The 26,902-nt window shown below is 32.6% G+C and carries 23 protein-coding genes, 3 tRNA genes and 1 riboswitch; of the genes, 24 read left to right on the forward strand and 2 right to left on the reverse strand.

Annotated elements, in window-relative coordinates:
- Positions 1 to 73 precede the first annotated feature (73 nt).
- The 13 genes from BSD9I1_RS00980 to BSD9I1_RS01040 all read left to right on the forward strand — a co-directional run bounded on the left by BSD9I1_RS00980 (position 74) and on the right by BSD9I1_RS01040 (position 11,482).
- Positions 74 to 523 carry a low molecular weight protein arginine phosphatase gene (locus BSD9I1_RS00980; RefSeq protein WP_186428744.1) on the forward strand — a complete coding sequence of 150 codons (450 nt, stop codon included), beginning with the start codon at positions 74 to 76 and terminating at the stop codon, positions 521 to 523.
- 67 nt (positions 524 to 590) lie between these two features.
- Positions 591 to 1,040, forward strand: a complete 450-nt coding sequence (rpiB, locus tag BSD9I1_RS00985; protein WP_186428745.1) for a ribose 5-phosphate isomerase B — start codon at positions 591 to 593, stop codon at positions 1,038 to 1,040.
- A 21-nt stretch (positions 1,041 to 1,061) separates the two neighbouring features.
- Entirely contained in the window at positions 1,062 to 1,691 is a 630-nt protein-coding gene (gene upp / locus BSD9I1_RS00990; RefSeq protein WP_035304729.1) for a uracil phosphoribosyltransferase, read from the forward strand.
- A 115-nt stretch (positions 1,692 to 1,806) separates the two neighbouring features.
- Positions 1,807 to 2,295 (forward strand): cytidine deaminase, encoded by a 489-nt coding sequence (locus BSD9I1_RS00995; RefSeq protein WP_035304730.1) that lies wholly within the window; start codon positions 1,807 to 1,809, stop codon positions 2,293 to 2,295.
- Positions 2,296 to 2,309: 14 nt separating this feature from the next.
- On the forward strand, positions 2,310 to 3,344 hold the full coding sequence (locus BSD9I1_RS01000; protein ID WP_186428746.1) for a glycosyltransferase family 4 protein: 1,035 nt from the start codon (positions 2,310 to 2,312) through the stop codon (positions 3,342 to 3,344).
- A gap of 18 nt (positions 3,345 to 3,362) precedes the next feature.
- On the forward strand, positions 3,363 to 4,517 hold the full coding sequence (wecB, locus tag BSD9I1_RS01005) for a non-hydrolyzing UDP-N-acetylglucosamine 2-epimerase (RefSeq protein ID WP_186428747.1): 1,155 nt from the start codon (positions 3,363 to 3,365) through the stop codon (positions 4,515 to 4,517).
- A 130-nt stretch (positions 4,518 to 4,647) separates the two neighbouring features.
- Positions 4,648 to 5,826 carry an acetyl-CoA C-acetyltransferase gene (locus BSD9I1_RS01010; RefSeq protein ID WP_186428748.1) on the forward strand — a complete coding sequence of 393 codons (1,179 nt, stop codon included), beginning with the start codon at positions 4,648 to 4,650 and terminating at the stop codon, positions 5,824 to 5,826.
- Between the two features lie 220 nt (positions 5,827 to 6,046).
- Positions 6,047 to 6,739: a YwmB family TATA-box binding protein gene (locus BSD9I1_RS01015; RefSeq protein WP_186428749.1), complete on the forward strand. Its 693-nt coding sequence runs from the start codon at positions 6,047 to 6,049 to the stop codon at positions 6,737 to 6,739.
- A gap of 20 nt (positions 6,740 to 6,759) precedes the next feature.
- Positions 6,760 to 8,019, forward strand: coding sequence for a UDP-N-acetylglucosamine 1-carboxyvinyltransferase (gene murA, locus BSD9I1_RS01020; protein ID WP_186428750.1), 1,260 nt, complete (start codon positions 6,760 to 6,762; stop codon positions 8,017 to 8,019).
- A gap of 70 nt (positions 8,020 to 8,089) precedes the next feature.
- Positions 8,090 to 9,130: a stage II sporulation protein D gene (gene spoIID / locus BSD9I1_RS01025; protein ID WP_186428751.1), complete on the forward strand. Its 1,041-nt coding sequence runs from the start codon at positions 8,090 to 8,092 to the stop codon at positions 9,128 to 9,130.
- Between the two features lie 138 nt (positions 9,131 to 9,268).
- The gene (locus BSD9I1_RS01030; protein ID WP_186428752.1) at positions 9,269 to 9,997 is read left to right on the forward strand and encodes a M23 family metallopeptidase; all 729 of its coding nucleotides are present in this window, start codon (positions 9,269 to 9,271) and stop codon (positions 9,995 to 9,997) included.
- Positions 9,998 to 10,104: 107 nt separating this feature from the next.
- Positions 10,105 to 10,359: a sporulation transcriptional regulator SpoIIID gene (spoIIID, locus tag BSD9I1_RS01035; RefSeq protein ID WP_035304740.1), complete on the forward strand. Its 255-nt coding sequence runs from the start codon at positions 10,105 to 10,107 to the stop codon at positions 10,357 to 10,359.
- 94 nt (positions 10,360 to 10,453) lie between these two features.
- The gene (locus BSD9I1_RS01040) at positions 10,454 to 11,482 is read left to right on the forward strand and encodes a rod shape-determining protein (RefSeq protein ID WP_186428753.1); all 1,029 of its coding nucleotides are present in this window, start codon (positions 10,454 to 10,456) and stop codon (positions 11,480 to 11,482) included.
- Between the two features lie 73 nt (positions 11,483 to 11,555).
- On the opposite strand, the gene yyaC is transcribed toward BSD9I1_RS01040, so the two are convergent.
- On the reverse strand, positions 11,556 to 12,107 hold the full coding sequence (yyaC, locus tag BSD9I1_RS01045) for a spore protease YyaC (RefSeq protein WP_186428754.1): 552 nt from the start codon (positions 12,105 to 12,107) through the stop codon (positions 11,556 to 11,558).
- A 329-nt stretch (positions 12,108 to 12,436) separates the two neighbouring features.
- Here yyaC and BSD9I1_RS01050 point away from each other — a divergent pair.
- From BSD9I1_RS01050 to prfB, 10 genes are all read left to right on the forward strand, one after another.
- Positions 12,437 to 12,521: transfer RNA gene (locus BSD9I1_RS01050), tRNA-Tyr, on the forward strand.
- A gap of 22 nt (positions 12,522 to 12,543) precedes the next feature.
- A tRNA-Thr gene (locus BSD9I1_RS01055) sits at positions 12,544 to 12,618 on the forward strand.
- A gap of 6 nt (positions 12,619 to 12,624) precedes the next feature.
- A tRNA-Tyr gene (locus BSD9I1_RS01060) sits at positions 12,625 to 12,709 on the forward strand.
- 135 nt (positions 12,710 to 12,844) lie between these two features.
- A riboswitch (SAM riboswitch) is annotated at positions 12,845 to 12,947 on the forward strand.
- A gap of 77 nt (positions 12,948 to 13,024) precedes the next feature.
- Complete coding sequence (metK, locus tag BSD9I1_RS01065; RefSeq protein WP_186428755.1) at positions 13,025 to 14,200, forward strand: methionine adenosyltransferase; 1,176 nt, start codon at positions 13,025 to 13,027, stop codon at positions 14,198 to 14,200.
- Between the two features lie 116 nt (positions 14,201 to 14,316).
- Complete coding sequence (locus BSD9I1_RS01070; protein WP_186428756.1) at positions 14,317 to 16,545, forward strand: ATP-dependent RecD-like DNA helicase; 2,229 nt, start codon at positions 14,317 to 14,319, stop codon at positions 16,543 to 16,545.
- 16 nt (positions 16,546 to 16,561) lie between these two features.
- Positions 16,562 to 17,578 carry a hypothetical protein gene (locus BSD9I1_RS01075; protein ID WP_186428757.1) on the forward strand — a complete coding sequence of 339 codons (1,017 nt, stop codon included), beginning with the start codon at positions 16,562 to 16,564 and terminating at the stop codon, positions 17,576 to 17,578.
- Positions 17,551 to 18,228 (forward strand): ComF family protein, encoded by a 678-nt coding sequence (locus BSD9I1_RS01080; RefSeq protein WP_186428758.1) that lies wholly within the window; start codon positions 17,551 to 17,553, stop codon positions 18,226 to 18,228. Before BSD9I1_RS01075 ends, BSD9I1_RS01080 begins: the two co-directional genes overlap by 28 nt.
- A gap of 419 nt (positions 18,229 to 18,647) precedes the next feature.
- Positions 18,648 to 19,181 carry a ribosome hibernation-promoting factor, HPF/YfiA family gene (hpf, locus tag BSD9I1_RS01085; protein ID WP_035304752.1) on the forward strand — a complete coding sequence of 178 codons (534 nt, stop codon included), beginning with the start codon at positions 18,648 to 18,650 and terminating at the stop codon, positions 19,179 to 19,181.
- 226 nt (positions 19,182 to 19,407) lie between these two features.
- Positions 19,408 to 21,918 carry a preprotein translocase subunit SecA gene (secA, locus tag BSD9I1_RS01090; RefSeq protein WP_186428759.1) on the forward strand — a complete coding sequence of 837 codons (2,511 nt, stop codon included), beginning with the start codon at positions 19,408 to 19,410 and terminating at the stop codon, positions 21,916 to 21,918.
- Between the two features lie 98 nt (positions 21,919 to 22,016).
- Positions 22,017 to 23,118 (forward strand): peptide chain release factor 2 gene (prfB, locus tag BSD9I1_RS01095; protein WP_186428760.1). Its coding sequence is split into 2 segments (ribosomal slippage): positions 22,017 to 22,094 and positions 22,096 to 23,118, totalling 1,101 coding nucleotides; the frame shifts between segments, so codons are not numbered across the junction.
- A gap of 73 nt (positions 23,119 to 23,191) precedes the next feature.
- Here the strand turns inward: prfB and BSD9I1_RS01100 are convergent.
- A complete protein-coding gene (locus tag BSD9I1_RS01100; protein ID WP_186428761.1) occupies positions 23,192 to 24,550 on the reverse strand; it encodes a M28 family metallopeptidase in 1,359 nt (452 codons plus the stop codon).
- Between the two features lie 135 nt (positions 24,551 to 24,685).
- On the opposite strand from BSD9I1_RS01100, the gene BSD9I1_RS01105 reads away from it, so the two are divergent.
- On the forward strand, positions 24,686 to 26,848 hold the full coding sequence (locus BSD9I1_RS01105; protein ID WP_186428762.1) for a Tex family protein: 2,163 nt from the start codon (positions 24,686 to 24,688) through the stop codon (positions 26,846 to 26,848).
- Positions 26,849 to 26,902: the final 54 nt, after the last annotated feature.

The raw sequence follows: 26,902 nt of genomic DNA on the forward strand, positions 1-26,902 counted from the left end.
TTGATATTGACATAAGGCTAGTATTAATATAAAATGATTAACTGATAGTTAAAGAAAAAGTAAGGAGGTAATTATGAAGGTTTTATTTATATGCACAGGTAATACTTGTAGAAGTTGTATGGCAGAATCTATATTTAATTATTGCTCAGAACAGTTACATCAAGGATTATCAGCAGGAGTAGCTGTAGTAAGTGGTAGTAAAACCTCCTTAAATTCTTCAGCTGTTGTTATGGAAAATTTAAAAGTTGATATAAGTGACAGAAAAGCAATACAACTTACAGAAGAACATATTAAAGATAGTGATCTTGTACTTACTATGACAGAAAGTATATGCGATTATTTAAAAAGAGTTTATCCAACATATGAAAATAACATATATTCTTTAAATAGTTTTGTCGGCATAGAAGGTGAAATTTTAGACCCTTATGGTGGCACACTTTCTGTTTACAAAAATACTTTTGAACAATTAAAAAATAGTATTATATTATTATTAAATAAATTAAAGGAAGATAAAGGTATCTAAAATAGCTACTCCTATCTTCCTTTTTTGTGGGTAAACTAAGAATTATAATTATTTTGGAGGTGTTTTTATGAAAATAGCATTAGGAAGTGATCATGCTGGATTTTCATTAAAAGAGGAAATAATAAAACATTTAAAAAACAAGGGCATAGAATTAAAAGACTTTGGTACTTTTTCAGAGGAGTCTATTGATTATCCAGATTATGCTTTAAAGGTTGCAGAAGAAGTAGCTAATAAGAATTTTGAATTTGGTATACTTGTATGTGGAACAGGAATAGGAATAAGTATTGCAGCCAATAAGGTTACTGGTATAAGAGCAGCTTTATGTTCAGATACATTTAGTGCGCATTCTTGTAGAGAGCATAATGATGCTAATATATTAGCATTAGGACAGAGAGTAGTAGGGTTAGGGTTGGCGCTTGATATAGTTGATACATTTTTAAGTGCTGAGTTTCAAGGTGGAAGACACCAAAATAGAATAGATAAAATTTCTGATATAGAAGCAAAATATAATAAATAGAGATTATAGGGAGGAATAACAATGAGTAAAGTAACACAAATAGCACATCCATTAATATTACATAAACTTGCATTCATAAGAGATAAAAATACAGGGTCTAAGGATTTTAGGGAACTAGTAGAAGAAGTAGCAATGCTTATGGCTTATGAAGTGACAAGAGATCTTCAAGTGGAAGAAGTAGAAATAGAAACACCTATATGTAAAACAAAATGTAAGGTATTAGCAGGTAAGAAAGTAGCTATAGTTCCTATACTTAGAGCAGGTCTTGGTATGGTAGATGGCATGTTAAGACTTATCCCGGCAGCAAAGGTTGGACACATAGGATTATATAGAGATGAAGAAACTCTTAAACCTGTAGAATATTTCTGCAAGCTTCCACAGGATATAGGAGAAAGAGATATAATAGTTACAGATCCTATGCTTGCTACAGGTGGATCTGCTATAGATGCTATAGCTCTTCTTAAGGAAAAGGGAGCAAAAAACATGAAACTTATGTGCCTTATAGCATCCCCAGAAGGAGTAAAGGCTGTTACAGATGTACATCCAGATGTAGATGTATATGTAGCTGGAATAGATGAAAAATTAAATGAACATGGATATATAGTACCGGGTCTAGGAGATGCAGGAGATAGATTGTTTGGAACTAAATAATATTAAAAGTCGGCTAATTTAAGCCGACTTTTAAATTACTTATACTTTTAATTAGTATTTTTTTAGTATAGAATAGTACATAGTAGTACTAAGTATTTGTAAAAACGGAGGAACTATGGATAGAATAGATAAAAACAATTATTATCTTGATATATGTGAAACTGTATTAGAGAGGGGAACTTGTCTTAGGAGAAATTTTGCAGCTATAATAGTAAAGAATGATGAAATTATGTCAACTGGATATAGTGGAGCTCCTCGTGGAAGAGTTAATTGTTGTGATTTAGGATGTTGCAGAAGAGAGGAACTTAATGTGCCTAGAGGTACAAGATATGAATTATGCAGATCTGTGCATGCTGAGCAAAATGCCATAATTTCTGCAAGAAGGCAGGATATGATAGGTTCTACTATGTACCTAGTAGGAAAAGAAGAAAGAACAGGAAAATTTGTAGAAAATGCATCACCGTGTTCTTTGTGTAAAAGGTTTATAATAAATTCAGGAATTGATAAAGTAGTAATACGAGATACTAAGGAAGAATTTAGAGAAATACTCGTAAATCAATGGATAGATAATGATGATTCACTTGCGGGAGATGGATCATATTAAATGGGGAGATAAATATGGACAATATGCTTTTCTTAGGAGTGATTGCAGCAATCTTATCATTTCTTTTTACTCCTTTAATAAAAAGGTTAGCGATAAAAATAAATGCAATAGATGTACCTAAAGATGAAAGAAGAGTACACAAAAAGCCAACTCCGCTTTTAGGAGGATTGGCAATATATTTTTCTTTTATCATTACAATGATATTAAAAAATGGGCATTTAATTAAACAGGAAAAGGGAATAATTATAGGTGCTACTATTATTGTCATAGCAGGATTTTTAGATGATAAATATGATTTAAAACCAATTATAAAGTTATTGCTTCAAATATCAGCAGCAATGTGTTTGATTTTATATGATATAAAGATAATATCTGTTACAGATCCTTTCTCCAGCTATGATTCTTATATAAATATAATGTGGCTTTCAGTACCTCTCACCATAATTTGGGTAGTAGGAATAACTAATGCTATTAATCTTATAGATGGACTGGATGGATTAGCAGCTGGAGTAGCATTGATTTCAACTGTAACATTGTTTATTATAGCTTTGCTTAATATAAGTACTAGAATGGAAGCGGCAATACTGACATCTGTACTTATTGGATCTATAATGGGATTTTTGCCATATAACTTTTATCCCGCATCTATATTTATGGGGGATACGGGAGCACAGCTTTTAGGATTTCTATTAGGAGCCATATCTATACAGGGTGCCATTAAGTCAGCAGCAGCCTTTGCTATATCAGTGCCTATATTAGCACTGGGACTTCCTATATATGATACTTTATTTGCCATGATAAGAAGAAAAATAAATGGGAAACCTATAATGGGGGCAGATAGGGGGCATTTGCATCATAGGCTTTTGGATATGGGATTAACTCAAAAGCAAGCAGTTATAATAATGTACCTTATAAGTACTGTTCTAGGGGCCTTTGCAATAATAGCTATGCAAATAAGTAGTGCGAATTCTTATTTCTTATTAGCGTCAATAATGATTTTAATAGTTATTATTGCATGGAAATTTGGATTTTTTCAACACAAAGAATGATTTTCTGGAGGTAAAGTAATGGGAAAAATTAAGATAATCACTATATTTGGAACTCGGCCAGAGGCTATAAAAATGGCACCGCTGGTAAAGGAGCTAAAAAAGTATGAGAAGGTTGAAAGTATAGTTTGTGTTACAGCGCAACATAGGCAAATGCTTGATCAAGTACTTCGATTATTTGATATAACTCCAGAGTATGATTTGGACATAATGCAAAGCAAGCAAAGTTTAACAGGGATTACAGTTAAGGTATTACAAGGGCTAGAAGAAGTATTTGAAAAAGAAAAACCTGATTTAATATTAGTACATGGTGATACAACAACAACTTTTGCAGGAGCACTAGCTGCATTTTATCAAAAAATTAAGGTGGGGCACGTAGAGGCCGGACTTAGAACACATAACAAACACTTTCCATTTCCTGAGGAGATGAATAGAAAGCTTACTGGAGCTATAGCAGATTTAAATTTTGCACCTACTGAAAGTTCTAAAAATAACCTGCTTTTAGAAGGAGTAAAAAGTGAAGATATATATGTTACAGGAAATACTGTAATAGATGCAATGAATGTTACAGTAGAAGATAATTATGTTTTTGAAAATAATGAACTAAACAATATAGATTACCAGAATAAGAAGGTCATAATGGTCACTGCTCATAGAAGAGAAAATTGGGGGCAGGGTATAGAAAATATTTGTAAATCTTTAAAAACATTAGTTGAAAGATATGAAGATGTGGAACTGGTATACCTTGTCCATTTAAATCCTATAGTAAAGGATGTAGTATATAAATACTTAGGGGGAATGGATAGAGTACACCTTCTTTCTCCTCTAGATACTAAGGAAACTCACAACCTAATGAATAAATGCTATATGATTATGACAGATTCAGGAGGACTTCAGGAAGAAGCTCCTCATTTAGGAAAGCCAGTATTAGTTCTAAGAGATGTAACGGAGAGGCCGGAAGCGGTAGCTGTAGGCACTGTAAAACTTGTAGGGACAGATATAGATAATATATTAGAAAATGCAAGGATACTTATAGAGGATAAAAATTGTTATGAAAGAATGAGTAAGGCAATAAATCCTTATGGAGATGGTTTTGCGTCTCAGAGAATAGTAGAATCTATATTATATCATTTTAAAAAAGATACGAAAAAGCCAGAAGAATTTAAAGTAATATAAACTTTGTGTTTTTTTTAACAAAATCTATTGATTAAATTTTAATTTATGGTTATAATGGAATTGTTGACAGAAAAATTTGTGAATTATAAAATAAATTCTAATAAAAATATATATTTTAGGAGGGTTACTAATGAAAGAAGTAGTTATAGTTAGTGCAGTTAGAACAGCATTAGGTTCTTTTGGTGGAGGATTAAAAGATGTTCCAGCAGTTGAGTTAGGCGCTATCGTTATAAAGGAAGCTGTAAAAAGAGCAGGAATAAAGCCAGAAGATGTACAAGAAGTTATAATGGGAAATGTTTTACAAGCAGGTCTTGGACAAAATCCAGCTAGACAAGCAGTTATAAAATCAGGTCTTCCACAGGAAGTTTCAGCATTCACAATAAACAAAGTTTGTGGTTCAGGATTAAGAGCAGTAAGCTTAGCAGCTCAAATGATAAAAGCAGGAGATGCTGATGTAATTATAGCTGGTGGTATGGAAAACATGTCCAGAGCTCCATATGTAATGAATGATGCAAGATGGGGACAAAGAATGGGAAATGGACAATTAGTAGACGAAATGATAACTGATGGTTTATGGGATGCATTTAACCAGTACCATATGGGAATGACAGCTGAAAATATAGCTGAAAAATGGGGATTAACTAGAGAAGAGCAAGATCAGTTTGCTTTAAGCTCACAGTTAAAAGCTGAAGCAGCTATAAAAGAAGGAAAATTCAAGGATGAAATAGTTCCAGTTGTTATACCACAAAGAAAGGGAGAGCCAAAGGTATTTGATACAGATGAATTCCCAAAATTTGGTTCAACTATAGAAAAATTAGGAAAATTAAAACCAGCATTCAAGAAAGACGGAACAGTTACAGCTGGTAATGCTTCAGGTATAAATGATGGAGCAGCTGCATTCGTAGTAATGAGTGCTGAAAAGGCTCAGGAATTAGGATTAACTCCATTAGCTAAAATAACATCCTATGGTTCAGCAGGATTAGATCCAGCTATAATGGGATATGGTCCATTCCATGCAACAAAAGTAGCTTTAGAAAAAGCTAACATAGCAGTTGAAGATTTAGACTTAATTGAAGCTAATGAAGCATTTGCTGCACAGAGTATAGCTGTTGCTAAAGATTTAGGATTTAACATGGACAAGGTTAATGTAAATGGTGGAGCTATAGCATTAGGACATCCAATTGGAGCATCAGGTGGTAGAATACTTGTAACATTACTTCACGAAATGCAAAAGAGAGACGCTAAAAAAGGTTTAGCTACTTTATGTATAGGTGGCGGAATGGGAACTGCTTTAATAGTAGAGAGATAATATAATTAGTTTTATATAAAGAGATTGAGTAATTTGCTCAATCTCTTTACTTTTTTGTAAAATTTTATGTGTAGGCTTTATTATATTTCTTTTTAGTAACACTTTTTCTCTAAAATTATATATTAGTAATATATTTATTGAATAAATAGCATGTATTTGTCCATAATTCAAATAGGTTTCAAGATGAATTAAAAGGGGGAAGGCTCTTTAGGGCAAATATATGAAAAAGTTAAGATGGGTTATTGTGGTTATCATAATGTTAATAATATGGGAATATAAATTTCCGATGTACTCTCAAGCAAACCAAAAGGTAGACATGTTTTCCGAAATAATTAACAAAACTGGAACTCAGGTAATGGAGTATGGAGTTCAAGTGAACTTTTCTACACAGAATTCTGGAGAAGAGGCATGTAAATCTATTCTCATGAAGTTAAATTATGATAAAAGCACTAAAATTAATATAGAAGAAAATGGTGGAAATTACTATATGGAGTTTTCAAGCCCTGAAGTTGAAGGATATATTCAAAGTATAAATTCAGACAATGATAATATTATATCTATCAATATAAAAGAATACAGTGATGAAAATAAATTAACTGAATTAAAAGAAAAAATCAAGAACTCTATTGAGTGCGAAAAGGAAGTAGTTTTTTTTCAATATGTAAAAGGAAAAACTATTAATTCTAATATGAAAGAGTTAAATAAACAAGTTATAGGTATATTAAAGTCTTTTGATACAAAAGAGATAAAAACAATAGAAATAAATAATGGATTAAGTACTACGGCACATACTCATCAATATAATGAATTAAATGTTGGAGGAAGGTTTGTAGATTTCAACTATGCTTTATGCAGTTATGATACGGGAGATTATATAATCTTAGCTACACCAGTTATACCTATAACTTATTAGTAATTTTATGGAGGATATATATGGATAGGATTATAATCAAGGGCGGAAAGACCTTGAAGGGTGAAGTTGAAATAAGTGCTGCGAAAAATTCAGTTCTTCCTATTATAGCGGCAAGTATTTTAAGCGGAGATAAATGTGTTATAGATAATGCTCCTATGCTTGAAGACGTTTTTGTTATAAGTGATATACTAAGATCTGTATCAGCAGATATTGATATAGATGCAGGGAATAGAAAGATAATAATTGATACAAAATCTGTATGTGATGTTGAACCTTGTAGTGAACTCGTAAAAAAGCAGAGAGCTTCATTTTTGATAATGGGGCCTATGATATCAAGATTTGGTAGGATTAGAGTATCCTTACCAGGTGGATGCAATATAGGAACAAGACCTATAGATCTTCATTTGAAGGGACTAAATGCCCTTGGAGCTGAAATCAACATAGGACATGGATACGTAGAAGCTAGAGCTAAAAGGCTTATAGGAAAGAAAATTTATTTAGATTTTCCATCTGTGGGTGCTACTGAAAATATAATGATGGCAGGAGTACTGGCTGAAGGAGAAACTATAATAGAGAATGCTGCAGAAGAACCTGAAATAGAAGATTTGGCAGACTTTTTGAATAAGATGGGGGCAAAAGTTACTGGAGCAGGAACGGATACAATAAAAATTGATGGTGTCAGAGAACTAAAAGGAATAACTCATAAACCTATATATGATAGGATAGAAGCGGGAACATTTATGGTGGCAGCTGCAATTACTAAGAGTTTAATAAAGATAAATGGTGCAAATGATCAGCACTTAAGACCCGTAATAGCAAAACTTATTGAAATGGGAGTTAGGATAGATGTTAAAGGAGAAACTTTAATAGTTGATGGAACTAATAGGCTTAATGCTACAGACATAAAAACAATGCCATATCCGGGATTTCCAACGGATATGCAGTCTCAAATGATGTCTCTTTTATGTACCGTGGAGGGAACTAGCTTAATAACGGAAACTATATTTGAAAACAGATATATGCATGTTTCAGAAATGAAAAGAATGGGAGCAAATATAAAGGTAGATGGAAGAAGCGCTATTGTCCAAGGTGTTAATAAATTAACAGGGTGTGAAGTAAAAGCCACAGATCTAAGAGCAGGAGCAGCGCTTGTGCTATGTGGCCTTGCAGCAGAAGGAATCACTAGTGTTACAGATGTATATCATATAGATAGAGGATATGTAGATATAGAGAAGAAGCTAAAGTGCTTAGGCGCAGACATATTTAGAGAAGAAAATTAAATAAAGGTAAGTTATAACTTATCTTCTGTTTTCATATATTTTTATATAAACATAAAAAGGAGAAATGTATATGAGAACAGAAGATGTTTTTTTATTTGTAAAGAGATTTTTAATTTTTATTTTAGCTAGTATAGTCTTTATTGTTATTTTATCACTACCTTTGGCAAAGGGTGGCAATAAATTGCCTCAAGATAAATTAAATAATAATATAACGTATAATATGAAGCCTGATAATATAGTGACTATCAAAGAAATTAAGGTGAAGGTATATAGAGACAAAACAAAAAAGATAGAAGAAATGAGTTTAGAAGATTATATTAAGGGAGTTGTAGCTTCGGAGATGCCTGCGGAATTTCATATAGAAGCACTGAAGGCTCAAGCTGTAGCCGCAAGAACTTATGCAGTGACACATATAAAGTCCCTTGGAGGTTCTGGGTGTAGTAAGGATAAAAATGCAGATATTTGTGATACGGTACATTGTCAGGCCTTTATGGATAAAGGGGATAGAATGTCAGCATGGCCCAAAGATAAGGGTAATTATTACTGGAGTAAAATTGAGGAAGCTGTAAATTCAACTAAGGGACAAGTATTAAAATACAACGAAGAAGTGGTAAAAGGTGCTTATTATTTCGCTATAAGTAGTGGGAAAACTGAGGATGTGAAGGATGTGTTTTCAACTTCACTTCCATATTTAAAAAGTGTTGAAAGTCCAGGAGAAGAGATAGCACCTAAGTATAAATCTACTTCTATATATAGCTATTCTAAGTTAACGAGTATTATAAATGAATACTTTGATAAAAGCATAGTGTCATCAAGTAGTTTAAAAACTAACATAAAAATCAAAAGTAAAACTGAAGCTGGTGGAGTAAAGGAGATACAAATTGGGAGCAGGACTTTAAAGGGAAGTCAATTTAGAAGTATGCTTGGACTTAATTCTACGAATTTTGTTATCAGTTTTGGTAAAAAGGATATACAAATAGTGTGTACTGGTTATGGACATGGAGTGGGTATGAGTCAATGGGGAGCCAATGTATATGCTAAGGGTGGAAAAAGTTACAATGAAATATTAACACACTATTATCAGGGAGTAAAAATAGAGCAAATAAATTAAAGTGTAGAGCTGGTTACCGACAGCTCTATTTTTTATGTCAAACATTGTCATAAAAAATAGAAATAAATTGGAAATAAAATTATAATAAAATGTATTTTTTGATAAGCTCTGGACAAACTAGAAATTGGAGGTGTTGATATGAAAAACAAAAACTTTAGTAAAATTTTCAACTTTTTTAAGAGGGAGGGATTTTACGTTGTACTGTTTTTATGCCTATGCATACTTGCTACAGTAGCTGTTGTAACTACAAGAGATAATAGGCAGGCTAAAATTGAACAAAATAAAACATCGGTGGTGGAGCAAGAGAAGAAAAAGGATACAGCTCAGGTTACTGAAAAGCCTTATACAGATTATGACAATGCAGAACAAGTAAAAAAGACAACTAACACAGAAACAAAGGTAAATAAAGAAGTAAAAAATACCGAAAAAACTGCCACAGTATCTAAAACAGTAGATACTAAGTTTGGAAAACCTGTAGAAGGAATTATAGGAAGACAATATTCTGAAGAACCTGTATTTTGGAAATCCACCAATAGCTACAGACCTAACTTTGGTATAGATATTAAATGTGAATTAGGGAAACCTGTTGTAGCAGCATTAGATGGAAAAGTTGAATCTGTAAAAAATGATACAGTAGACGGTATTCAAGTAATAGTAGATCATCAAAATGGACTAAAAACAGTATATTCAAATTTAGATTCAAAGGTAAGTATATCAGCGGGAAAAGTGGTTAAAAAGGGAGATAAACTTGGAGTTGTAGGAAGAACAACTTTAAGAGCTATGTATGAAGCCTATGGAGATCATTTACATTTTGCAGTATTAAAAGATAAAGATTTTGTAAATCCAGATAAGTATATAAAATACTAAACTTTAGGCCATTTTTCGTTCATCTTACGGAAAATGGCCAGACAGATGTAATTTAAGTATATGAATAAGCATATTTATAAATATAGAAGGGTTAAGGAGGTACCACCTTGAAAGACTACATTGAAGAAAGAGTTCTTGAAGTAGCAAATTATATTATAAGTTCAAAAGCAACAATTAGAAAAACAGCTAAGGTATTTGGTGTTAGTAAAAGTACTATACACAAAGATATGACAGAAAGGTTGCCTAAAATAAATCCTCAAATAGCAGAAGAAGCCAAAATTATTTTGGATTATAATAAAGCAGAAAGACATATAAGAGGTGGAAAAGCTACTAAAATGAAGTATAAAGCTATTGAAGGATAAAAACATTCCGATTATAATAAAATTATGTCGTAAAATATATGAAGTTGCATTTTGTTGCAAAATGTTATGGAAAGAGTAGGTGGAGATAATAGGGATGTTTTTTAAAATGGGTACAGATATGGGTATAGATCTTGGTACAGCTACAGTACTAGTTTATGCAAAGGGTAAAGGAGTTATTTTGAAAGAACCTTCAGTAGTAGCGATAGATAAAACTAATAATAGAGTCTTAGCTGTAGGGGAGGAAGCTAGACAAATGATTGGTAGAACTCCTGGTAATATTGTAGCTATTAGACCCTTGAGAGATGGAGTTATTTCTGATTATGACTTGACGGAAAAAATGTTAGAACATTTTTTAAGGAAAGCCTGTGGAAAGAAAAAGATGGTTTCCCCCCGAGTTGTGGTTTGTATACCTTGTGAAGCTACAGGAGTAGAAAAGAGAGCCGTTATTGATGCTGCTAAGAATGCTGGAGCAAAAAAAGTGTTTTTGATAGAGGAACCTTTAGCTGCAGCCATTGGAGCAGGTGTAGATATCACTAAGGCTAGTGGAAATATGGTGATAGATATAGGTGGGGGAACAACAGATATTGCGGTTATTTCTCTTGGAGGAATAGTAGTAAGATCTTCTATAAAGGTTGCAGGAGATACTTTTGATGAAGCTATTATAAGATATGTAAGAAAGAAACACAAGCTCATGATAGGAGAAAGAACTGCTGAAGATTTAAAAATTAATATAGGATCAGCATATGTAAGAGAAGAAGAAGTTAGTATGGAAATAAGAGGAAGAGACTTGGTGTCTGGCCTTCCTAAAAATATAAATGTTTCCTCAGAAGAAATGAGGCAAGCCCTAAGCGAAACTGTAAACTCTATTGCAGAATGCACACATTCAGTTTTGGAAAAAACCCCACCCGAATTAGCTGCAGATATAGCAGATAAAGGAATAGTTATGACTGGAGGGGGAGCCCTCTTAAATGGTCTTGATAAGTTAATTCAAGAAGTTACAAAGGTACCAGTTTGTATTGTAGAGGATTCTGTTTCTTGTGTAGCAATGGGCACAGGTAAGTTTTTAGATTATTTGGACAAATTAGATGGATCCCTTTCTGGAGATGATATATCATTATTATAATGATATGCTTTAGTGAAATAAAAGCATAATAAGTGCTTTCGTCTTATTGAATATAAGCGAAAGCACTTATTTTTTATAGAAGGCAGTCTTTTATATCTGATAGAGTACTGGAGTTTAAATGATAAGCATGAAATAAGGCGTCGCAGATTACTTTAGCCATATTAAAAATTAAACTAAGACGTATATTGTTATTGTTAAATACGTTAGCATCAGTTGAGTCTACAATTCCTATTATGGAGGACTTTCCTACAAGGGGGAGGGTTTTACCTACGCCTTTTCCAGGATGGATTGGGTAATCCCTGGCTTGTATTTCTCCTACATTATCTTCATCACCAAGACATGCATCTATTCCTATTATATTTGCACTAGGATGAAGTAAACTTATTTCATATAATTTTCTATCTAAATTTAAAGCGTGTATAGGATCAGATATTGTTCCGAATACTGGAAGAGGGAAATTCTTATCTTTAAGTAGAGTGCCAACTAATGGGCCGAGACAATCTCCTATACATCTATCTGTACCTATACATACTATTATAGTGTCTTTCATAATATAATTTTTTATAAACTCTCCAATTTCATAATATCCTAAAGAATTGTTAAAATGAGTTCTAGCTTTATTCAATAGTTACACCTCCCTTAATAATTTATATGAGAGCTGTGTGATAAATATTAAAAGAAAAAAGATGTTTTTTAGATAATATTAATTTTTATTAGCTAAATCAATTATAAGAAATATGATAAATATAATAAAATAATGGTCTAATATGGAGTAAATGAGAATAAAATAGAGTATATTAAAGAAGGATTTGTTTAATAGTCCTATATTGCATTTGAAATTTAGACTATAAGATTGTATACTAATCCATGTTGAAGTTATTAAGTGCGGAAACGCGCTAAGATAATTTAATAATAAGGTTATTAACTTGTTAAACAAGTTATGAAACTTATAATGGAGGAATTCCCGAGCGGCCAAAGGGGGCAGACTGTAAATCTGTTGTCAGTGACTTCGATGGTTCGAATCCATCTTCCTCCACCACAATAACTTAATATATCCATATGCTGGCATGGCTCAACGGTAGAGCAGCTGACTTGTAATCAGCAGGTTGTAGGTTCGATTCCTATTGCCAGCTCCATTATATGGAGGAATTCCCGAGCGGCCAAAGGGGGCAGACTGTAAATCTGTTGTCAGTGACTTCGATGGTTCGAATCCATCTTCCTCCACCAAAGACACCAAAGCGGTGTCTTTTTTTACATTCATTTGTTTAATAGATTATCGATCATAGAATACATAACAATTAAACTTGATATTGACACAAGATTATTATTGTGCTAATATATGCTAGTGAATTTAATAGAAAACTCTTATCAAGAGAGGTGGAGGGAAAGGGCCCTATGAAACCCGGCAACCAAGTACTTTGTACCAAGGTGCCAATTCCTGCAGGTTTGTTCTGCGAGATAAGAGAGGAATGCAAATTAAGCCTCTTCTTATCGAAGAGGTTTTTTATTTTACATATTATATTTTTCATTGGAGGTGCAAAAATGAGAAGATTATTCACATCAGAATCCGTTACTGAAGGACATCCAGACAAAATTTGTGACCAAATCTCTGATGCTGTATTAGATGCTATATTGGCTCAAGATTCTAAGGCAAGAGTTGCATGTGAAACTACGGCTACAACAGGAATGGTTATGGTTATGGGAGAAATAACAACATCATGTTATGTTGATATTCCTAAAGTTGTTAGAGAAACAGTGAGAGAAATAGGATATACAAGAGCTAAGTATGGCTTTGATGCTGATACTTGTTCAGTATTGACTTCAATAGATGAACAATCTCCTGATATTGCAATGGGGGTTGATGACGCATTAGAATCAAGAGGTACTAGCAAGGATGAGGTTGAGTCTGTTGGCGCAGGAGACCAAGGTATGATGTTTGGTTATGCAGCTACTGAAACTCCAGAGTTTATGCCAATGCCAATAGCAATGGCTCATAGATTATCAAGAAGACTAACAGAAGTTAGAAAAAATGACACATTAAATTATCTAAGACCAGATGGAAAAACTCAGGTTACAGTTGAATATGAAGATGATAAACCAATGAGAATAGATGCAATTGTTATTTCTACTCAACATGGACCTGAAGTAACACAGGAACAGATTAATAAGGATTTAATGGAGCATGTTATAAAAGCTGTTATTCCAGCTGAATTACTTGATGAAAAAACCAAATACTACATAAATCCAACTGGTAAGTTTGTTGTTGGAGGTCCACAAGGAGATACTGGACTTACAGGAAGAAAAATTATAGTTGATACTTATGGTGGATATGGAAGACATGGTGGTGGAGCTTTCTCAGGAAAAGATCCAACAAAGGTTGATAGATCCGCAGCTTATGCAGCCAGATGGGTTGCTAAGAACTTAGTAGCTGCTGGAATAGCTGATAAGCTTGAAATAGAGCTAGCGTATGCTATAGGTGTTGCACATCCAGTATCAGTGGAGGTGGAGACCTTTGGAACTAACAAAGTTGAACATGATAAAATTATTGAAATAATAAATAAGGTATTTGATTTAAGACCAGGTGCAATAATCAGAGATCTTGATCTTAGAAGACCTATTTATAAGCAAGTGGCAGCCTATGGACATTTCGGAAGAAATGACTTAGACTTACCATGGGAAAAACTTAATAAAGTAGAAGAAATAAAAAAATATTTATAGTAGTAAAAACTCCCTTCAATTCATGAAGGGGGTTTTTTTATTTAATCAATATAATTATGTTATAATTGTATTATAGATATCGTCTTATAGTATTAAGTAGAACAGGAGAAGATTATATGGAAGAAATACAGGGAATTGTAGATTCGATAATATTTAAAAATGATGAAAATGGTTATGTAGTAGCAAGATTAAAAGATAATAAAAGTTATTATACAACCTTTGTTGGATGCATTCCCTATATTAGTGAAGGACAGGGCTTGAAGCTTAAAGGACAGTGGGCAGTTCATCCTCAATTTGGAGAACAGTTTAAGGTTGAAAGTTGTGAGGAAGTGGTCCCTGATTCTGTAAGTGGTATAGAAAGATATTTAGCATCGGGAGTAATAGCTGGGATAGGGCCTGTAACTGCTAAAAAAATAGTGGAGAAGTTTGGAGAAGAGTCTTTAAATGTATTAGAAAATGATATAGAGAAGTTAAGGGAAATAGAGGGTGTAGGAGAAAAAAAGATAGCTATTATATATGAGTCCTACGGTAAACAAAAGGAATTAAGAACTGTAATGATGTTTTTTCAAAGTTATGGAGTTACTCCTAACCAATGTGTAAAAATATATAAAAGATTTAAGGCTGATTCTGTAAAGATTATAAAAGAAAATCCATATATATTAACAGAAGAAATTTCAGGAATAGGATTTAAAACTGCGGATAAGATTGCAAGAAGCTTAGGAATAGATTTGAATTCATCCTTTAGAATAGAGAGCGGAATAAATTATATAATAAATCAATTTTGTGCATTGGGAAACACCTATATACCTGTGGAAAGGCTCTTAAATGACGGAAGAGATATATTAGGAGTAAGTGATGAAGATATAAAAGAGGGAATAATGCAGAGTGCAATTCATGGAAAAATAAAAGTAGAAACGGTTAACAATAAAGAATGCATATTTACTATTCCCTATTATTATTGTGAGCTTGGGGTAACAAAGAAGATACTAACCTTATCTATAGCGAAATATGATGAGTTGGAGTTGAATGTAGATGAGGAAATAATGGAATTTGAGCAGGAGAGAGGGATATCTTTTGCATCTTCTCAAATAGAAGCTATAAAGGGTGCAGTAGCTAATGGAGTGGAAATTATAACAGGGGGCCCAGGGACAGGAAAAACGACTATAATAAATTGCATTACATATATATTTGAAAAACATGGACTTAGGGTCTTTATGGGGGCACCTACTGGCAGAGCTGCAAAGAGAATGACAGAAGCTACTGGAAAAGAAGCGAAAACTATTCATAGGCTTTTAGAAATGGGTGCAGGAGAAGATGAAGATATGATGTTTTCAAGAACAGAAGAAACTCCCCTAGAATGTGATGCAGTAATTATAGATGAGGCATCTATGATAGATATAATGCTTATGAATAATCTTCTTAAATCTATAGCCCTTGGAACTAGGCTTATAATTGTTGGGGATGTGGATCAGTTACCATCAGTTGGACCAGGAAATGTGCTTAGGGATTTAATTGATAGTAATTGTGTTAAGGTAATAAGGCTTAAAGACATCTTTAGACAGTCTTCACAAAGCATGATAACTGTAAATGCCCATAAAATAAATAATGGAGAAATGCCTTTGCTAAACGGAAGGGATAAGGACTTTTATTTTATAAATAGTGAAGAAAGCTCATCTACATCGGATATATTAATGGCGCTTATAAGTGAAAGATTACCAAAGTTTAATAAGGAATGGGATAAACAAAAGCATATACAAATACTTACACCAATGAGAAAGGGCATATTGGGGGTAGAAAATCTTAATAAGGGACTTCAAGAAGTATTAAATCCCCCTGGAAAGTGGAAAAATGAAAAGAAATCTAGAGATAATGTCCTTAGAGTTGGAGATAAGGTAATGCAAATAAAGAATAACTATTCTTTGAAGTGGAAGAGAATTAAAGGCGATGGGGAAGAAGAAGGGGTAGGAGTGTTTAATGGGGATGTAGGATATATAGATGAAATAAATGAGGAAGAAAATACTTTAAGTATAATATTTGATGAAGAAAGAAAAGTAGTTTATGAAGATACTTATTTAGATGAGATAGATTTAGCATATGCTGTAACCATACATAAAAGCCAAGGCAGTGAGTTTCCAGTGGTTATCATACCTATGTTTATGGGACCTCCGATGCTTATGAATAGGAATTTGCTTTATACAGGAATAACTCGTGCAAAGAAGTTAGTAGTTCTAGTAGGTTCAATAAAGGCTATGAAATTTATGATAGATAATAATAGAAGTTTTGAAAGATATTCTTTGCTAAAATGGAGAATAACTAATGTTTTAGAAAATGCTATGGAAGATTAGTAATGGAGTGAAGTATATGAATACTAAAAATGCTGTAATAAGAGAGAAAAGAAAAAAAGTATCTCAATTAATAGAAAGATGGTTATATTCAAATGAACAATTTTTAAATATTATAACCATTCCTTGTGCATCTACAGATATATTCATATATAGTATCTTAGAGTATATGAATAAAGGAAAAAGCATATTGTATATAAGTAATGAAGATGAAGAATATGTAGATATTCTAGAAAAAATAAAAAAGAATAGCAGTTTTAGAGGGTACAGTTATCTGAGGCGAGGAGATATTAAACTCAAAAGTAAATTTATCATAGCTAAAGCGGCTAATGCATTGGAAATTATGAGAGATTTTGATTTGGTTATATTTGATGATACTAGAGCATTTCCTCATCATACTTCATATGAAATCATAGACATAATGGCGAGGATGAGTAAGGATGAAGGTAAATTTATATACTGTGGGGTAGAAAGTATATTTAAAGGGAAAAGGGAAATAATTATACCTGTAAGTGAATGGCCTCATCCTATCGTTGAACCTAGAACCATAACTACAAAGATAAACTTAGAAGAAGACATACCATATATAATATATGACTATTTAAAGTGGTCCCTTTATGAGGATAGAAAGGTAGTAATATATATACCTGATCTAGAAAAGGGATTGAAGGTAGCTAGCTATATAAGGTTTTACTGTAAAAAGTTAAATAAGGGTGTGTTATGTTCTTGGGAAGAGGGGAAAGAAAAAAGTTTTTTAAAATTTGCTAAGGTGAAAAGCGCGGTTCTTATAACATATACCTTCGAGAATATACCTACGTATTTTGCGAATGCAAATCTAATGGTATTTTTCGCAGATTATAAGCTATATGATTACAAAAAATTATTTCACTTTTGTGGAGTTATAAATTCTTATGAATCAAATTTTAAAGAAGTTATATATGTATCAAATGAAGAAACTGAGGATATGGATAAGGCTAAAGAGTTAGCAAGGAGTTTTAATAAAGAAGCATGGGATATGGGTTTCTTAAGTTATTAGAATTTATTAAGGAATGTATTTTTGAAGTTATATATGATAATAAGTCTCAATGTATAATATGTGAAAGCTATCTAGAGAAAATTGACCTATGTGATGAATGCAAGAAGTATATAGTTTTGTCTCATAATGTTTATACCATGAGATGTTTAGATAAGTTTATAAATTGTTATAGTGCCGCATACTATACAGGAACTATGATGGAACTTATAAGAAGACTTAAATACAAAAGTGATTTCCAAAGTGGAGAAGTAATAGCCTCTTATATGAGGGATAGAATTAAAAATTTAGATTATGATATAGATTTTATTACTTATGTTCCTATGACTAAAAGATCATTAAAGTCTAGGGGGTATAATCAAAGCAAGTTTTTGTGTAATTTATTAAGCAAGGAACTTAATATACCTGTGGCACACTGTCTCATAAAAACAAAGGAAACTAAGGATCAGATAGGATTAAGTCAAAAACAGAGATGGGAAAATATGAGGGATTGTTTTAAAGTTAAGAAATCTCATATGATAAAAAATAAAAAAGTATTGTTGGTGGATGACGTGTTTACTACAGGGTCTACGGCATATTTTTGCTCGTATGAACTAATAAAATCTGGAGTGGAAAAAATTAATATCTTGACTGCAGCGAAAAGTAAGGTATAATTTTATTATATTGAGTTAGGTCTGTGATTGAAAGTCGATGCCAGTCGCAGGCAAAACGATCCACGTAAATTAAATAAAATGTTTAATGATCATGGTGCGGCTTAGAAGTAAGTCCTGCCGAAGAGATACGGTTTGTATCTTAACGAGAGTGTAAGTAGTGAGAGGGTAATTCTGGGTAGCAAAAGCTCCAGCAGGCGAGTGTGGGGTCAAAGATCAGGTCAGCTAACTTAATATAAAAATCTTATTGTTTTTAAGCAATAAGATTTTATTTTTTGTCGAAACTTTGTTGGATTTTGAAATTTAATTTAATATTTTGTAAATTCTAAAAATTCTACTTGTTATTTGTTGCAATTCGTATTAAAATAGAATTAACAACAAGACATTACTCTATTAAGAGTTAAAGAGAGGGGCTGAAGATAATGAGAGTAACTATAAAAGGGAAAAACATAGAACTTACCAATGCTTTGAAAAGTATAGTGGAAAAGAAGTTGGACAAACTTAGTAAGTATTTTAGTCCAAATGTTGAGGTAACTGCTACACTAAGTGTTTATAAGAATGATCATACTATCGAAGTTACAATACCTTTTAATGGAGTTATATTAAGGGGAGAAGAAACTAGCGATGATATGTATGCATCTATAGATTTAGTATTAGATAAATTAGAAAGACAAATAAGAAAGCAAAAAACAAAACTTCAAAGAAGAAATAATGGAGATTCTCTAAGATTTCAGTATATTTCAAGCTTTGAAGATAAATATATGGATACCTCAGAACCAGCCATAGTAAGAACAAAGAGATTTGCAATGAAACCAATGTCTGCAGAAGAGGCTGTGCTTCAAATGGAGCTTTTAGGACATAATTTCTATGTGTTTGAAAGTGACGATAATGGAAAAGTAAATGTAATCTATAAGAGAAAAGATGGAGATTATGGGTTAATAGAACCAGAAAGATAGTGAAATAGAGGGAGAAATCCCTCTATTTTAATTTGGGGTGTAGATAAATTAAAAAATAAATATTTCAATTATAGAGCTTGGTTATATTAATTGTCTTATATTTTGAAGATGATAGAAATAAGAATTTAGAATTAACAAAAGCCACAATAAGTTGAATACAAATAAATTAGGTGTTATAATCTATAAGGTATACAATAAATATTTTATATAGCGAGGATGAAAAAATATGGGTTTAATGGAAAAGATATTTGGGAGTTATAGTGATAGGGAATTAAAAAGAATAGTACCTATAGTTGATAAGATAGATGCATTAGATGAAAAAATAAAATCATTAAGTGATGAAGAGTTAAAAAATAAGACATCAGAATTTAAAGAGAGAGTAGCTAAGGGTGAAACCTTAGATGATATATTAGTAGAAGCATTTGCGGTGGTTAGAGAAGCTTCATGGAGAAGCATAGGACTTAAGCATTATAGAGAACAGCTTATGGGGGGGATTGTCCTTCATCAAGGAAGAATAGCAGAAATGAAAACAGGTGAAGGAAAGACTTTAGTTGCAACACTTCCGGCATATTTAAATTCTCTATCAGGTAAAGGTGTTCACATAGTCACAGTTAACGATTATCTTGCAAAAAGAGACAGAGACATAATGAATCCTGTTTATGAGTTTTTAGGACTTAAGGTAGGAGTTATTTTACATGAATTAGAACCATCAGAGAGACAAGAAGCATATAATTCAGATATTACATATGGAACAAATAGTGAATTTGGATTTGATTATTTAAGAGATAACATGGTTATATACAAAGAAGAAAGAGTTCAAAGACCTCTTAACTTTGCTATAGTGGACGAAGTTGACTCAATACTTATAGATGAGGCTAGAACGCCGCTTATAATTTCTGGTCAAGGAGAAAAATCTACGGAGTTCTATAAGGTAGCAGATTATTTTGCTAAGTCATTAGTAAAAGAAAAAGACTTTACTACAGATGAAAAGGCAAATTCAGTAATACTTACCGATGAAGGTATAGAGAAGGCTGAAAGATACTTTAGATTAGAAAACTATGCAGATCCAGAAAATATGGAAGTTCAACATCATGTAGTTCAGGCGTTAAAGGCTAACTATATGATGAAGAAAGAAAAGGACTATATAGTAAAAGATGATGAAGTAGTAATAGTTGATGAGTTTACTGGAAGAGTAATGGAAGGTAGACGATATAGTGACGGTCTTCATCAAGCCATAGAAGCAAAGGAAGGGGTTAAAGTAGAAAGAGAATCTAAAACTTTAGCTACGATAACTTACCAAAATTACTTTAGAATATTTAAAAAGCTTTCTGGTATGACAGGTACAGCCTTAACAGAAGAAAATGAGTTTAGAGAAATATATGGATTAGATGTTATAGTAGTGCCAACTCATAAGCCAGTTGTAAGAAAAGATCAGCCAGATGTGATTTATAAAACTGCAAAGGGTAAATATAAGGCCATAGTAGAAGAAATAATAGAAACACATAAAAAGGGCCAACCAACACTTGTAGGTACCGTAAGTATAGAGAAGTCTGAGCTTATTTCTGAAATGCTAAAGAAGAAGGGAATTCCGCATCAAGTCCTTAATGCTAAGTATCATGAAAAAGAAGCTGAAATAGTAGCTCATGCTGGTGAATATGGTATGGTAACTATTGCAACAAATATGGCAGGCCGTGGTACTGATATTAAGCTTGGTGAAGGAGTAACAGAAGCAGGCGGACTTAAGATAATAGGTACAGAAAGACATGAATCTAGAAGAATAGATAATCAGTTGAGAGGACGTTCAGGTCGTCAAGGAGATCCAGGTGAATCAAGATTTTTTGTATCCTTAGAAGATGATCTTATGAGAATATTTGGATCTGATAAGCTAAAGGGAATAGTTGAGAAATTAGGTCTTGGTGATGATGAAGCAATAGAAAGTAAAATGGTTAGCGGAGCTATAGAAAATGCTCAAAAGAAGGTAGAAGGAAATAACTTTGATGTTAGAAAAACTCTTATTCAGTATGATGATGTTATAAATAAGCAAAGAGAAATAATATATAAACAGCGTTCTGAAGTTTTAGAAGGTGAGGATTTAAAGGACCAAGTTCAGCAAATGATAAGAGAAGTCATATACGCTGCAGTGGATTCACACATTTCAGGAGTAGAGGATGACCTTGAAGGTGATATAGCAAAGCTTATAGATTATCTTGAAGATATATATTTACCAAAGGATTATGTAAAAGTTGAACAGCTATCTGTATTATCTCATGAAGAAATAAAGGAAAAACTTTTAACTATAGCTAAAAATATGTATGAAGAAAAAGAAGAAGACTTTACTTCTGAACAAATGAGAGAAATAGAGAGAGTTATAATATTAAGAGTTGTTGATACCAAGTGGATAGATCATATCGATAACATGGATCACTTAAAACAAGGTATGGGACTTAGAGCATATAAGCAGCAGGATCCAGTTCAAGCTTATCAGTTTGAAGGAAGTGAAATGTTTGATGAAATGATTTATGGTATTAAAGTAGATACTGTAAAGTATTTATTCCATGTTCAAATTCAAAGTGCTCCTGAAAGGGAAAGAGTAGCAAAGGAAACTGCTACTAACTATGAAAGTGGAGATGGAGTAAAAAAGGAACCTGTAAAAAAGGAACATAAAGTGGGAAGAAATGACTTATGTCCATGTGGAAGCGGGAAAAAGTATAAAAATTGCTGTGGAAGAGAAGCATAATTAAAATTTAATATAAGCATTGTTTGAATGGAGAAGGTGGGTAAACTACCTCTCCATTCTGTTATACAATCAAAGAAATATAAAGGGGTGAAGTTAAGGTGCTTATAAAATTACAAGAAGCGAAAGAAGATTTAGTAAAGATGCAGAACACTTTAAAGGAAATAGGTGGTTCACTTTGACCTCCCAAGACTTCAATCGAGAATAGAAGAACTACATAATATAATGCAAGAGCCAGATTTTTGGGGCAATTTGGATAGAGCGCAGCAAATAACACAGGAAGAAAAGTTTCTTAAGGATAGAATAGGAAGATTCAATGACTTAAATACTAGAGCTCAAGATAGCGAAGAATTTATAGACATAATCACAGAGGAAGAAGATGAATCTGAAGTTAAGGCTATATTAAAAGAAGTGTCTAACTTAAATGAGGAAATAGAAAATCTCAGAATAGAAACGATGCTTTCAGGAGAATATGATAGAAACAATGCAATTATTACCCTTCATGCAGGAGTTGGAGGTACGGATGCACAGGACTGGACTGAAATGCTTCTTAGAATGTATACAAGATGGGCAGAAAAGAAGGAATTTAAAGTAGAGACAATTGACTTTTTACCAGGAGATGAGGCTGGAATTAAAGGGGTTACGTTAAATATAATAGGTGACTTTGCTTACGGCTATTTAAAGGCAGAAAAGGGTATACACAGACTTGTAAGAATATCACCCTTTAATGCAAATGGTAAGAGACAAACCTCATTTGCTTCTCTTGAAGTACTTCCAGAGCTTACTGAAAATCAGGACATAGATATAAATTCTGATGATTTAAAAGTAGATACTTATAGATCTGGGGGAGCTGGTGGACAGCATGTAAATAAGACGGAATCTGCAATTAGAATTACCCATATACCTACAGGTATAGTAGTTCAGTGTCAAAATGAAAGAAGTCAGCACTCAAATCGTGAAACTGCATTAAAGATGCTTAAGGCAAAGCTTATTGAACTTAAAGAAGCTGCACACAAAGAGCGGATAGAAGATTTAACTGGAGAACTTAAGGATATAGGTTGGGGAAGTCAAATAAGATCCTATGTATTTCACCCATACAGTTTAGTAAAAGATCATAGAACTTTAGCTGAAACCAGTAATGTAAGTGCTGTAATGGATGGAGAGATAGATTTGTTTATAAATGAATATCTAAAAAGTCTCTAATCAATAATGGTTAATGTAGAAAGGTGACTTAAAGTAACCTTTTACATTAACCATTATTGATTAAATATTATTTTTATCTAGACATTTTATTATTTGCTCTTATTTTAATCTTTGACAGTATAAATAAGCCAATAAGTGTTAGACATGCTGAGGCTATTAGCATTTGTTTATAGTAAAAATACAATGGATTATTTCCAAATGCATATTTTATGACCTCCTTATATACTACATTAAAACATCTATCAATGTTTTTCAGGCTTATAAAGGAAGCCTTATCATTAGGAGTGTGAATCCTTGTGGTATCATTGTCTATAAAAGTTATAGCATCTATATTTTCTTTTCTAAAGGAAGAATGGTCACTAGAATCATCAAATAGATAGTTAAAGAATATCTTATTTCTAGTACAAGTACCCGCAGCTGACTTGATAAAGGAATTATTTACAGTATCTTCTTTTCCGCCCATTATACAAAGAGGAGCTGAATTATTAGTTCCAATCATATCAAAGTTAAAAACCTTGCTATTTGTAAGTATAGGCTTATACTCTTTAACAAATTCTGCTGAACCCAAGCAGCCAAATTCTTCAGCATTAAATCCTACAAATGCTATATCCTTATCTGGGACACCTAGGGATTTTAAATATTTGCTCATTTCAATTATAAAGGCTATTCCAGAAGCGTTGTCTAGTGCGCCGCCATATAAATTACCTTGTAAATCATTGCCTAGGTGATCAAAATGTGCACCTAGTACTATAGGAGAGTAGTTAGGCTTTTTACCTTTGATTTTCGCAACTACATTAGGAATGGAAGCTTGCTTAACTTCAAAGGGGATAAAACATTCCACCATATATCCAAGTCCAAGAAATCTTTCTAAATCCTTTTTTGTAGAGGATTTAATCATTATATACATATCCAAAGGAGCATTATACATAAAAGAACTTCTAAAAGAAAGTGTATCTTCTTCAGGAACATAAAATACCATATTGATATTTCCGGTATCTATTTTAATAAAGTCCTCTTTAAAAAAGGCCTCATTTTTTGAAAATACAACCTTGTTTTCTTTGAAGTTTAACAGGTCTTCCTTGTAGTCATTTCCGTAAGAGTACTCTTTTACTACATCTCCTTTTGTATTTATAACCCTTAGAGTAGGAGTTCCCTCTATTTTATTTGGATAGTTAGTAGTAAAAAACTGATAATAACTATCGTAAAATGGAGTAAGACTATTTTCTTGAAATTTTTCTTTTATAAAAGAAGCGGCTTCTGTATTTTCAAGAGTTCCTGCAAGTCGTCCTTTATATTTGTCAGAAGATAATGCTTCTATTGTTTTAAGTACATTGTAGCTTTCAAAGGGCTTTATGTTGATGAATAAATTAAAGCTAAAATAGAAAACAATAAGGAATAATGTGGTACAATAATATAGGAATTTCTTAAACATAAATTCTCCTTATTAAATAAAGTATTTCCATAGAAATATATTAAATTTAAATGGGTATTATACCTTTAGTAAAAAACTTATATTTAATAAAATTTTAGCCAATAAGTTAGATGAATGAGAAACGGAGGAGTATATATGAGCAATATTCATGAGAGACTTTCGAAGGAGCTTAATATAAATTTAAGTCAAGTAAAGAGCGTAGTAGGGTTATTAGATGAAGGAAACACGATTCCTTTTATAGCTAGATATAGAAAAGAAGCTACAGGTGGATTAAGCGATACTGTGCTTAGAGAACTTTATGAAAGACTTAATTATTTAACAAATTTAGAAAATAGAAAAGAAGATGTTATTAGAATCATAGGAGAACAGGGAAAGCTTACAGAAGAGCTTAAACAAAGTGTCATAAAGTGTGAAACCTTAACAGAAGTTGAGGATATATATAGACCATTTAAAGCTAAAAAGAGAACCCGTGCAACTATAGCTGAAGAAAAGGGATTAAAGCCACTAGCTGAGGTTATATTAAGTGGAGAATTTAAAGAGGATATAAGTGAATATGCATCAGAGTTTATAGATGAGGAAAAGGGAGTAAATTCAGTAGGAGAAGCACTCCAAGGTGCTGAGGATATAATAAGTGAAGTAATATCTGATGAGGCTGAATATAGAAAGTGGATAAGAAACTTAGTAACTAGAGAAGGTTTTATAGAAACTAAGGGAGAAAGTAATGAGCCAACTCCTTATGAAATGTATTACGAATATAAGGAAGCTGTGAGAAATATACCTTCTCATAGAATACTTGCAATAAATAGAGGAGAAAAAGAAAAGGTTTTATCTGTAAAGGTAACAGTTGACCAAGAAAGAATAATACAGTATTTAAAGGGCAGAGTTTTAAAAGGAAATAAGAGTACAGATACATATCTTGAACACAGTGTAGAGGATTCCTTAAAAAGGCTTATATATCCTTCTATAGAAAGAGAAATAAGGTCAGACCTTACAAGTAAGGGAGAAGAAGGAGCAATAAATATATTTAAAGCTAATTTAAAGGCACTTCTTATGCAAGCTCCTATAAAGGGTAAGGTAGTTTTAGGTTATGACCCTGGATTTAGAACAGGATGTAAAGTATCAGTTTTAGATGATACAGGAAAGTTTTTAGAAAAGGCTACAGTTTATGCCACAGCACCTCAAAATGATGTAGAAGGCTCTATAAAGGTTTTGAAGGAGCTTGTATATAAACATAATGTAGACGTAATATCCCTAGGAAATGGTACTGCAAGCAGGGAGTCTGAAGAAGTTATAGGAAGACTTATAAAGGAAGTAAAAGAAGAAAGGGGCAAGGATTTGTACTATGTGATAGTTTCTGAAGCAGGCGCGTCAGTATACTCTGCGTCAGAACTTGCAGCTAAGGAATATCCGGATTTAGATGTTTCTATAAGAGGAGCTATATCTATAGGAAGAAGACTTCAAGATCCACTAGCAGAACTTGTAAAAATAGATCCTAAATCCATAGGAGTAGGGCAGTATCAGCATGATGTAACTGCTAAAAAGCTAGATGAATCTCTAAAGGGAACAGTAGAAGATTGTGTTAATAATGTAGGTGTTGATTTAAATGTGGCTACTCCATCACTTTTATCTTATATTTCAGGAGTAAATTCATCAATAGCACAAAATATAGTGGCGTATAGAGAGGAAAATGGCAAGTTTAAAAGCAGAAAAGAGCTTTTAAAGGTAAAAAGACTTGGGGCTAAGGCTTTTGAACAATGTGCAGGATTTTTAAGGGTATTAGAAAGTAAGGAAGCACTAGACAATACCTCTGTGCATCCAGAATCATATGATGAAGCAAAAAATCTTTTAAAACTTCTTAATTATACTGAAGATGACTTAAAGAGTAAAAGACTTCAAGATATAGACAAAAGAGCAGAAGTTATCGGGATAGAACCTTTAGCAGAAAAGCTAAATATAGGAGTACCTACTTTAACTGATATAATAAAGGAACTTAAAAAACCAGGAAGAGATCCAAGAGAAGAATTACCTAAGCCAATACTTAAGACTGGAGTTATTGATATAAATCAGCTAAAATCAGGAATGATGCTTATGGGAACAGTAAGAAACGTAGCAGACTTTGGTGCCTTTGTAGATATAGGAGTGCATCAAGATGGATTAGTTCATATAAGTCAGCTTTCTGATAACTTTGTAAAGCATCCTTTAGATGTAGTTAAGGTGGGAGATATCGTTCAAGTAAAGATATTAGAAGTGGATGAAAAGAGAAAGAGAATATCTTTAAGTATGAAGGACATGAATTAGTTTATATTTTCTAAAAGTACCAGTTGAAAATTGTGACTATATAGAATATAATAT

Origin of the sequence: Clostridium sp. BSD9I1, assembly GCF_900185645.1 — a bacterium.
Classification (GTDB): Bacteria; Bacillota; Clostridia; order Clostridiales; family Clostridiaceae; genus Clostridium_AK.

What these genes read in the sequence shown, in the direction of transcription:
- BSD9I1_RS01010 (WP_186428748.1), top strand. Translation starts at nt 4,648, where the DNA reads ATGAAAGAAGTAGTTATAGTTAGTGCAGTTAGAACAGCATTAGGTTCT.
- BSD9I1_RS01070 (WP_186428756.1), top strand. Translation starts at nt 14,317, where the DNA reads ATGGAAGAAATACAGGGAATTGTAGATTCGATAATATTTAAAAATGAT.
- BSD9I1_RS01030 (WP_186428752.1), top strand. Translation starts at nt 9,269, where the DNA reads ATGAAAAACAAAAACTTTAGTAAAATTTTCAACTTTTTTAAGAGGGAG.
- BSD9I1_RS01080 (WP_186428758.1), top strand. Translation starts at nt 17,551, where the DNA reads ATGGGATATGGGTTTCTTAAGTTATTAGAATTTATTAAGGAATGTATT.
- secA (WP_186428759.1), top strand. Translation starts at nt 19,408, where the DNA reads ATGGGTTTAATGGAAAAGATATTTGGGAGTTATAGTGATAGGGAATTA.
- hpf (WP_035304752.1), top strand. Translation starts at nt 18,648, where the DNA reads ATGAGAGTAACTATAAAAGGGAAAAACATAGAACTTACCAATGCTTTG.
- spoIID (WP_186428751.1), top strand. Translation starts at nt 8,090, where the DNA reads ATGAGAACAGAAGATGTTTTTTTATTTGTAAAGAGATTTTTAATTTTT.
- BSD9I1_RS00980 (WP_186428744.1), top strand. Translation starts at nt 74, where the DNA reads ATGAAGGTTTTATTTATATGCACAGGTAATACTTGTAGAAGTTGTATG.
- murA (WP_186428750.1), top strand. Translation starts at nt 6,760, where the DNA reads ATGGATAGGATTATAATCAAGGGCGGAAAGACCTTGAAGGGTGAAGTT.
- BSD9I1_RS01075 (WP_186428757.1), top strand. Translation starts at nt 16,562, where the DNA reads ATGAATACTAAAAATGCTGTAATAAGAGAGAAAAGAAAAAAAGTATCT.
- wecB (WP_186428747.1), top strand. Translation starts at nt 3,363, where the DNA reads ATGGGAAAAATTAAGATAATCACTATATTTGGAACTCGGCCAGAGGCT.
- BSD9I1_RS01040 (WP_186428753.1), top strand. Translation starts at nt 10,454, where the DNA reads ATGTTTTTTAAAATGGGTACAGATATGGGTATAGATCTTGGTACAGCT.
- BSD9I1_RS01100 (WP_186428761.1), bottom strand. Translation starts at nt 24,550, where the DNA reads ATGTTTAAGAAATTCCTATATTATTGTACCACATTATTCCTTATTGTT.
- BSD9I1_RS01015 (WP_186428749.1), top strand. Translation starts at nt 6,047, where the DNA reads ATGAAAAAGTTAAGATGGGTTATTGTGGTTATCATAATGTTAATAATA.
- upp (WP_035304729.1), top strand. Translation starts at nt 1,062, where the DNA reads ATGAGTAAAGTAACACAAATAGCACATCCATTAATATTACATAAACTT.
- BSD9I1_RS01105 (WP_186428762.1), top strand. Translation starts at nt 24,686, where the DNA reads ATGAGCAATATTCATGAGAGACTTTCGAAGGAGCTTAATATAAATTTA.
- metK (WP_186428755.1), top strand. Translation starts at nt 13,025, where the DNA reads ATGAGAAGATTATTCACATCAGAATCCGTTACTGAAGGACATCCAGAC.
- BSD9I1_RS00995 (WP_035304730.1), top strand. Translation starts at nt 1,807, where the DNA reads ATGGATAGAATAGATAAAAACAATTATTATCTTGATATATGTGAAACT.
- rpiB (WP_186428745.1), top strand. Translation starts at nt 591, where the DNA reads ATGAAAATAGCATTAGGAAGTGATCATGCTGGATTTTCATTAAAAGAG.
- BSD9I1_RS01000 (WP_186428746.1), top strand. Translation starts at nt 2,310, where the DNA reads ATGGACAATATGCTTTTCTTAGGAGTGATTGCAGCAATCTTATCATTT.